This is a genomic window from Ornithinimicrobium sp. F0845 (assembly GCF_023015765.1).
GTDB lineage: Bacteria > Actinomycetota > Actinomycetes > Actinomycetales > Dermatophilaceae > Ornithinicoccus.
In genome coordinates this window covers 1-1,366 of the sequence record NZ_JALKAL010000033.1, presented here as the reverse complement: position 1 = coordinate 1,366, position 1,366 = coordinate 1, and the positions used below count along the sequence as shown (strand labels likewise).

Sequence of the window (1,366 nt, the reverse complement as noted above, 5' to 3'; positions counted from 1 at the left end):
TTCCCGTGGTTCTCCGGACAGCACCTCGCGTCGTCTACGCCGCCACTGATCCGTTCGGTGATTGACCATCACTCGACGCGTGAAGGCAATCTCCTCTCCCCGACGAACTCTTCCCCAAGCAACGTAAGTCTTGACCAGGGCCGCCTGCACCAACTCGTTCGCGCTGTGAATCTCCCCGGTGAGGAACCAAGCGATGCGCGACAGCTCCGGCATGGCTGCGCTGACGAAGGAGGTGAACTCAGCATCCTGCTGAGCCTTACCGCTTCGCATCGGATCGCTCCCTCGTCATGAACCCGATCATGACTCACCTACGCACCGGGCCAGGGAAAGGTTGCACAAGGAAGCACCGCATGGACGAGGGCGCCACGTTACGTCGTCCAGGGCCGATTGCGCCACCCCGCCAGCTTCGCCGGCGTGACGCGCCAATCACCGACATCACCCACGAAAGTGGGTTTGCTCCTCGACGAGGCCAACCATGCCGCGCCGGTGACCGAAAGATCACCTACATACAAGCAGATGAGTGCGTTTCTGGCGGCGATAGGACGCACGTCGCTGCGGACGGCCAGCGGTGAAGCAGCCGGTTCAGGCGCTCTCTTGGTCCAGTCGTTCGAGGATCCAGGAGCGCACCAGGGTGGAGGCAGGTAGGTGCTTGGCGTCGGCCACGCTCTGGACCTTGGCCTGCTCCTCCGCGCTTAGCCGTACCGAATACACCTGGGACCGATTCGGGCGCTTGCCCCGGGTTCCCGTCGGGTAGGGGGCGTCCTTGGTGCGCTCGGACTCCTCTCGCATCTCGGCGATCAGCTGAGGGTCAACTGTCTTGGTCATCGTCGCGTCCTTCCTGATAGATCTGCAGGTCGGCCCCGGTGGCCGGCCAGGCGTTCACTCCGTGGAGCTCACCGTCGAGGTCGCGGTAGGCGATCACGACCAGCACGCGCCCCGCCGACTGTGAGTGACCGATGAAGCGGGAGGCGCCCATCCTGGACTTCGGATCCGGCTCCAGCGCCACTAGGTCGACGTCGGTCAGGACCTCACGGGTCCAGCTGGGATCGATGTTGACGGCGCCGGGGTAGCGTCTGGAGCGGTCGGTGATGTAGGCGATCGACTCGGCGTCCCAGTGGAGCTCTGCACTCACGACGTCAGTATGTCACTGAACGACGATGTAGTACAGAACCTCGAGCGCGCCCTCGATTTCTCGCCGATCACGCGACCAGCGAGTGGGGGTCACCGTGCGGGACGACGCGACCGTACGCGGCTACTAGAGACTGGACGCAGGGTCGGTGTCTGGCCAGACTCGATCTAGGTGCTCGACGGGACGCTCTCCATGCGGCTGCCCACCCAGCTCGCTGTGGGTGTGGCTCACTTTCGG

3 protein-coding genes are annotated in these 1,366 nt (G+C 64.2%); all 3 read right to left on the bottom strand.

All coding sequences use genetic code 11. From position 1 onward, the window contains the following. Nucleotides 1-270 (bottom strand): sigma factor (locus MWU75_RS19595; RefSeq protein ID WP_281497560.1); only part of this gene is annotated, 270 nt, incomplete at its 3' end. Nucleotides 271-582: 312 nt separating this feature from the next. Next, nucleotides 583-825 (bottom strand): DUF6290 family protein, encoded by a 243-nt coding sequence (locus MWU75_RS19590; protein ID WP_247094141.1) that lies wholly within the window; start codon nt 823-825, stop codon nt 583-585. Then, nucleotides 809-1,132: a hypothetical protein gene (locus MWU75_RS19585; protein ID WP_247094139.1), complete on the bottom strand. Its 324-nt coding sequence runs from the start codon at nt 1,130-1,132 to the stop codon at nt 809-811. Before MWU75_RS19585 ends, MWU75_RS19590 begins: the two co-directional genes overlap by 17 nt. Nucleotides 1,133-1,366: the final 234 nt, after the last annotated feature.